This window comes from Streptomyces sp. NPDC026672, from assembly GCF_040638185.1.
GTDB lineage: Bacteria > Actinomycetota > Actinomycetes > Streptomycetales > Streptomycetaceae > Streptomyces.
This window is the reverse complement of record NZ_JBEZXS010000037.1, coordinates 78675-85819: the sequence shown is the minus strand read 5'-3', so window position 1 is coordinate 85819 and position 7145 is coordinate 78675. Positions and strand designations below refer to the sequence as shown.

Below are 7145 nucleotides of genomic sequence, written 5' to 3'. Positions count from 1 at the left end.
CAATTCACGGCGACGTGCCCGCACCGGACCGAACACTCAGCTACCGCCCGCGACACGGCCATCAGGACCCAGCCACCCCACAGTGCCAGCCACCACAGGAGTCGACTGATAACGATGAGAGGGCCTCCACCAGAATCTTCTGGTGGAGGCCCTCTCATCGTCCATGGGGATCAGCCGTTGCCGCCTCCGAAGAAGCCGCCTCCGCCACCACCGTTGTTGCCTCCGCCGCCGGCGGGGAAGGTGGTCAGCTTGATGACGGTGTTCGCCGGGTCGTCGACCTGCTGGTTGGGGTTCGGATCCTGTCGGATGACCCGCGCGTTGTCGCTCTGGTCACTGCCGTTTTCGAACTGGATCTGGGTGAAGCCCGCCTGGTTCAGGGCCTGCCGGGCCTGGGCCACGGTCGCTCCGACGACACCGGGCACCGGGGTCTTCTGCTGCTGTTGCAGCTTGCCGACCGTGATCGTGACCGTGCTGTTCTTGTCCGCCCTCTGGCCAGCCTGGAGCGAGGTCGAGATGACCTTGCCGTCCTGGTTCGGATCGTTGGTGGGCTGCTCGACGCAGTTGCCAATGAGGTTGGCTGCCTGCATTTGGATCTTTGCCTCGTCGCAGGTGCGGTCAATCACGTCGGGGACGGTCGCCTTGTCGGACGCCTTGGCGACTGTGAGGGTGATCGTGGAGCCCTTCTCGACCTCCTTGCCGCCGATCGGGTCCTGGTCGAGCACCGTGCCCGGGTCCTCGGTGGAGACGCGCGACTTGGTCTTGATCGTGAACCCGTAGTCGTCGCCCTCCAGCTTCGACTGCGCGTCCTCCTGGCTGAGCCCGATCACGCTGGGCACGGAGACCTTCGGCGCCCCGGTGGAGACCACCAGGTTGACCGTGGAGTCCTTCTCGACCTTCGTCTCCGGGTCCTGGTCCTGTGCGCAGACCTTGCCCTTGGGCTGGTTCTCGCACTCCTTGTCGGTGAAGGCCAGCTTGAGGCCGACGTTGTCCGCCTGTTGGGTGGCCGCCGCCCGGGTCTGGCCGACGAAGTTCGGCACGGCGATCGAGTCGTTGCCGGGGCCGCCCCCGCCGAAGGCGTACTTCCCGATCAGGATGGCGCCGATCAGGACCAGGACGCCCGCGACCACGAGGACGATCGTCGAGGTGTTGTTCTTCTTCGGCTGCCGGCGCCGGTCGGGGCGCTCGTCGTAGCCGTACCCGCCGTCGTCCGGGTTCATCGGCGGCAGCATGCTCGTCGCGCCGGCGCCCGGCTCGGAGCGCAGCGCGGTCGTCGCCTGGTCGTCGGGGTAGGCCCCGTAGCCCACCGCGCCGAGCGCCGCCGTCGCCGCGACGGGCTGGCCGTCGAGGCACGCCTCGATGTCGGCGCGCATCTCGTCCGCGGACTGGTAGCGGTAGTTCGGGTCCTTGACCAGTGCCTTGAGGACGATGGCGTCCATCTCGGGCGTGATCTCGGGGTCGAAGACGCTCGGGGACTGCGGCTCCTCCCGTACGTGCTGGTAGGCCACCGCGACCGGCGAGTCGCCGACGAAGGGCGGCCGTACCGTCAGCAGCTCGTACAGCAGGCAGCCCGTCGAGTAGAGGTCCGAGCGGGCGTCGACCTGCTCGCCCTTGGCCTGCTCCGGCGAGAGGTACTGCGCGGTGCCGATGACCGCCGCCGTCTGCGTCATCGTCATGCCGGAGTCGCCCATCGCGCGGGCGATGCCGAAGTCCATCACCTTGACCTGGCCGTTGCGCGTCAGCATGACGTTCGCGGGCTTGATGTCACGGTGGACGATGCCGCTGCGGTGGGCGTACTCCAGGCCCTGGAGGATGCCGATGGTCATTTCCATCGACCGCTCGGGCAGCAGCTTGCGGCCGCTGTGCAGAAGCTCACGGAGCGTGGAGCCGTCGACGTACTCCATCACGATGTACGGGATCGAGACCCCGTCGATGTAGTCCTCGCCCGTGTCGTAGACCGCGACGATCGCGGGATGGTTGAGCGAGGCGGCCGACTGGGCCTCCCGGCGGAACCGGGCCTGGAAGGACGGGTCACGCGCGAGGTCCGCGCGCAGCGTCTTCACCGCCACGGTGCGACCGAGCCGGGTGTCATGCGCGAGGTAGACCTCGGCCATGCCACCACGGCCGAGCACCTGGCCCAGCTCGTACCGGCCGCCGAGGCGACGCGGCTCTTCCATAGCTACCTACCAGCCCTCTCCGTCGGTCCCGGCCGGCACAGTGGTGTGCGGTCGGAGGCTGCCGTCCGGGCCTACCGTACCCGGCTCGCTTTGTTTGACCTGGCCAAGAGCGTCACCTGATACAGGACCGGTATCGCAACGTGCACCGATGTGCAGGGGACGTGATCGGTGTCACTTCTTGGCGTTGATGACCGCCTCCATCACGTTCTTCGCGATCGGAGCCGCGAGACCGCCGCCGGAGATGTCCTCGCGGTTGGCCTGGTCGTCCTCGATCACCACCGCCACGGCGACCGGCGAGCTGCCGTTACCGACCTTGGCATAGGAGATGAACCAGGCGTAGGGGTTGCCGCTGTTGTTGATGCCGTTCTGGGCCGTACCGGTCTTGCCGCCCACCGTCACGCCGTTGATCTGCGCGTTCTTGCCGGTGCCGTCCTTGATCACGGTCTCCATCATCGACTGGAGGATCTGCGCGTTGTTCGAGCTCAGCGGCTGGCTCATCTCCTCCGGCTCGGTCTGCGCGACCGTGTCCAGGGTGGAGGACTGGAGCTTGTCGACCATGTACGGCTTCATCAGCTTGCCGTCGTTGGCGACCGCGGAGGCGACCATGGCCATCTGGAGGGGGGTCGCGGCGGTGTTGAACTGGCCGATCGAGGACAGTGCGGTCTGCGAATCGTTCATCTTGTCGGAGAACACCGAGGCGTTGGAGCGGACCGGCACGAACTGCTGTTCGTCGAAGCCGAACTTCTTGGCCTCGGCCAGCATCTTGTCGTTGCCGAGGTCGGCGCCGATCTTGCCGAAGACGGTGTTGCAGGAGTACTGGAGCGCGACTCGCATCGTCGCGTCCTTGCAGGGGATGTTCCCCTCGTTCTTCAGCTCGGTGTTGGTGCCGGGCATGATCCAGGGCAGCGGGGAGTCGGTCTTCTCGTCCGCCGAGGTGTACTTCCCGTTCTCCAGTGCCGCCGCCGCCGTGACCACCTTGAAGGTGGAGCCCGGCGGGTAGGTCTCGCGCAGCGCGCGGTTCAGCATCGGGTCGTTCGGGTTGTACGTCTTCTGGGCCTGCTTCCACGCCTTGGCGTCGCTGTCCGAGTACCCGGCGAAGGACGAGGGGTCGTACGACGGGTAGGAGGCGAGGGCCAGGATCTTGCCGGTGGACGGCTCGATGGCCACGACGGCGCCCTTGCCGCCCTGTGCCTTCAGACCGTCGTACGCGGCCTTCTGCGCGGCCCCGCTGAGCGTGGTGACCACGTTGCCGCCCTGCTTGGGCTTGCCCGTGACCATGTCGAGGGTGTTGCGGAAGAACAGCCGGTCGTCGTTGCCGGTGAGGATGCCGTCCTCGATGGACTCCAGCTGGGTGGCGCCGAACGCCTGTGACGTGAAGCCGGTCACCGGTGCCCACATGGGCCCGTTCTTGTACGTCCGCTTGTACTTGAAGTCGCCGCTCTTGGCCTCGACCGAACCGGTTATCGGGTCACCGTCGACGATGAGGTCGCCGCGTGGCGACGCGTACCGTTCGATGGCCACCCGGCGGTTCTTGGTGTCCGTGCGCAGCGTGTCGGCCTGCACGTACTGCAGCCAGTTGTCGCGGATCAGGAGGGTGAGGACGAGGAGTCCACAGAAGATCGCGATGCGGCGCAGTGGCTTGTTCACGTCCGGCCTTTCCACAAGCAAGCAGGTGCGCCTGTTGCTTCGGTCTCTCGGTGTCGCTGGTGCTGGCGCGTCTTCGGCGGCCCACAGTCTAGGGGCAGCCGCTGTGCGCCCGATCGGGGTGTGGACAACGGCTGATCAATAGACGTACCGCAGCCGCGGAGGGTTCCACGCGGGGCGGACGGCCCTGGTGGGGAACCGTCCGCCGCGGGGCGTGAGAAGGGTCATCCGGTGATCGGGTCGGCCCCACCAGGGCGGACGATCTGGGTCATCTCGGCGTCGGGGCTGGCCGCCGGGGCGGGTGCCGGACGGCGGGCGGTGTCGCTGATGCGGATGAGGATGCCGATGAGGGCCCAGTTGGCGATGACGGAGGAACCGCCGTACGCCAGGAACGGCATCGTCATACCGGTGAGCGGGATGAGCCCCATCACACCGCCGGCGACCACGAACACCTGGAGCGCGAAGGCGCCGGACAGGCCCACGGCGAGCAGCTTGCCGAACGGGTCGCGGGCGGCCAGGGCGGTGCGTACGCCGCGCTCCACGATCAGCCCGTACAGCAGCAGGATCGCCATGATGCCGGCCAGGCCCAGCTCCTCGCCGAACGTGGCGAGGATGAAGTCGGAGTTGGCGGCGAACCGGATCAGCTCGGAGTGGCCCTGGCCGAGGCCGGTGCCGAGGGTGCCGCCGGAGCCGAACGCCCACAGGGCCTGCATGGCCTGCTCGGAGTGACCGGGGACGCCCTGCTGGGAGAGCTTGTACTCGCCCAGCGGGCTGAGCCACGCCTGGACGCGCATCTTCACGTGCGGCTCGAAGCTCGCCACGCCGACCGCGCCGGCCGCCGACATCAGCAGACCGAAGACGATCCAGCTGGTCCGCTCGGTGGCGACGTACAGCATGATCACGAACATGCCGAAGAACAGCAGCGACGTACCGAGGTCGGTCTCGAAGACCAGGATGAGGATCGAGAGGAACCAGACCACGAGGATCGGGCCGAGGTCGCGCCCGCGCGGCAGGTACAGCCCCATGACACGGCGGCTGGCGAGCGCCAGCGCGTCCCGCTTCACCATCAGGTAGCCGGCGAAGAACACGGCCAGCACGATCTTCGCGAACTCACCGGGCTGGATGGTGAACCCGCCGATGGAGATCCAGATCTTGGCGCCGTAGACGTTGAGGCCGAGCCCCGGGACCAGCGGGAGCAGCAGCAGGAAGATCGCCGCGACCATGGAGATGTAGGTGTAGCGCTGGAGCGTGCGGTGGTCCTTGAGGAAGATCAGGACGACGACGAACAGCGCGATGCCCATGGCCGTGTACAGCAGCTGGTTGGTCGCCTTGCCGCCGGCCACGTTGAGGCTCTGCAGCAGCTTGGACTGGTCGAGCCGCCAGATGACGACCAGACCGAGCCCGTTCAGCAGTGTCGCGAGGGGCAGCAGCAGCGGATCCGCGTATGGGGCGAACTTCCGTACGACGAGATGGGCGACGCCGGCCAGGAGGCCGAGGCCCAGGCCGTAGGCCAGCAGGCCGGCGGGCACCTGGTCGTTGATGGCGAGGCCCACGTTGGCGTAGGCGAACACCGGGATGGCGACCGCGAACACCAGCAGCGCGAGCTCGGTGTTGCGCCGGCTCGGCGTGCCGATGGCGCCGATGGTGGACGTGTGGTGCGTCGACGGGTTGGTAGTACTGCTCATCGTGTGACAGGGCCTCTCACGGCTTGCCTACTGCTTACCGCACAGCGAGACGACCTTCTGCTCATCCTCCGAGAGGCTGGGGCCGGGGCTGGGGGTCGCGGACGGGGTCGTGGACGGAGACTTCGAAGGGGGCGCCGATGCCGTCGAACCGGGCGACGGCGTGGACTTGGACGTGAGGGACGTGTCGGTGGTTCCGCCGGCCTCGCCCGCCCTGGTCTCGCTCTCGGCGGACCGACGCTGGGCCTCCTTCTTGCAGGCGGAGGCCTGCACGGCCAGTTCGTCGATCTTCGAGCGGGCCGCGTTCAGACCGCCCTCGGCGATCGTGGCCTTGACCTGCTTCTGCTGGTAGGCGGGCAGGTACTTGAGTTCGATCTCGGGGTGGTCCTTCTCCACCTTCGACAGCGACACCCAGGCCAGGTCCTGGCTGATGCCCTGGAACAGCGCGACGTGCTCGCCCTTGGTGCCGACGTAGTACTGGGTCTGCGTCCAGCGGTAGCCGCCGTACAGACCGCCGCCGATGACGGCGAGGACGAGGACGGAGTAGAAGCTGCGCTTCAGCCAGCGGCCCTTGCGCGGCTTCACGAAGTCGTCGTCCGTGTAGTCGCCGAAGCTGCCCGTCGGCACGTAGCCGGTGGTGTCGCCGCTGCCGGGCGGGCCGAACTCGCCGCCGCCGCCCTGGCCGGGCACCTGGCGGCCGAGGTGGGAGGCGCGGCCGGCCGGGGTCTGCATGATCCCGTTGTCGTGCAGGTGGTTCTGGTTCTCGGCGACCGCGCCGACCACCACGGGGGTGTCGGAGAGCTGGCCGGCGAGGGTGTCGCCCGTGTCCAGGTCGAGGACGTCCGCGACGATCACGGTGATGTTGTCGGGACCGCCGCCGCGCAGCGCGAGCTGGATCAGCTCCTGCACCGTCTCCTGCGGGCCCTGGTAGCTGGCGAGGGCCTCCTCCATCGTCTGGTGGGAGACGACGCCGGACAGTCCGTCGGAGCAGATCAGATAGCGGTCGCCGGCCCGGACCTCGCGGATCGACAGGTCGGGCTCGACGTGGTCGCCGCTGCCGAGCGCCCGCATCAGGAGCGAGCGCTGCGGGTGGGTCGTGGCCTCCTCCTCGGTGATCCGGCCCTCGTCGACGAGCCGCTGCACCCAGGTGTGGTCCTGCGTGATCTGCGTGAGCACGCCGTCGCGCAGCAGATAGGCGCGGGAGTCGCCGACGTGCACGAGGCCGAGCCGCTGGCCGGTCCACAGGAGGGCGGTCAGGGTCGTCCCCATGCCCTCCAGCTGCGGGTCCTCCTCGACCATGGAGCGCAGCTGGTCGTTGGCGCGCTGCACGGCCACGCCGAGCGAGGTGAGGATGTCGGAGCCGGGCACGTCGTCGTCGAGCGTGACCAGCGTGGAGATCACCTCGGAGGAGGCGACCTCACCTGCGGCCTGGCCGCCCATGCCGTCGGCGATGGCCAGCAGCCGGGGACCGGCGTAGCCGGAGTCCTCGTTGCCCTCCCGGATCATGCCTTTGTGCGATCCGGCGGCGAAGCGCAGTGACAGACTCATGCGCACCTCGCCCGTCGGCTCCGGGTACATCCGCACGGTGCCCACCCTCCGGTCGGGAGCGCGCCGGCGGCCGCCAGGCGGTCCGCCGTTGCGTGCT

4 protein-coding genes are annotated in these 7145 nt (G+C 68.4%); all 4 read right to left on the bottom strand.

Going from position 1 to position 7145, the window contains the following annotated elements:
* Window positions 1-170: 170 nt before the first annotated feature.
* Entirely contained in the window at window positions 171-2174 is a 2004-nt protein-coding gene (pknB, locus tag AB0F77_RS32945; RefSeq protein ID WP_361955350.1) for a Stk1 family PASTA domain-containing Ser/Thr kinase, read from the bottom strand.
* Between the two features lie 171 nt (window positions 2175-2345).
* Complete coding sequence (locus tag AB0F77_RS32940; protein WP_361955349.1) at window positions 2346-3821, bottom strand: penicillin-binding protein 2; 1476 nt, start codon at window positions 3819-3821, stop codon at window positions 2346-2348.
* Window positions 3822-4042: 221 nt separating this feature from the next.
* The gene (locus AB0F77_RS32935; protein ID WP_361955348.1) at window positions 4043-5503 is read right to left on the bottom strand and encodes an FtsW/RodA/SpoVE family cell cycle protein; all 1461 of its coding nucleotides are present in this window, start codon (window positions 5501-5503) and stop codon (window positions 4043-4045) included.
* A 27-nt stretch (window positions 5504-5530) separates the two neighbouring features.
* The gene (locus tag AB0F77_RS32930; protein WP_361955353.1) at window positions 5531-7078 is read right to left on the bottom strand and encodes a Stp1/IreP family PP2C-type Ser/Thr phosphatase; all 1548 of its coding nucleotides are present in this window, start codon (window positions 7076-7078) and stop codon (window positions 5531-5533) included.
* Between the last annotated feature and the right edge of the window lie 67 nt (window positions 7079-7145).

What these genes read in the sequence shown, in the direction of transcription:
- pknB (WP_361955350.1), bottom strand. Translation starts at nt 2,174, where the DNA reads ATGGAAGAGCCGCGTCGCCTCGGCGGCCGGTACGAGCTGGGCCAGGTG.
- AB0F77_RS32935 (WP_361955348.1), bottom strand. Translation starts at nt 5,503, where the DNA reads ATGAGCAGTACTACCAACCCGTCGACGCACCACACGTCCACCATCGGC.
- AB0F77_RS32930 (WP_361955353.1), bottom strand. Translation starts at nt 7,078, where the DNA reads ATGTACCCGGAGCCGACGGGCGAGGTGCGCATGAGTCTGTCACTGCGC.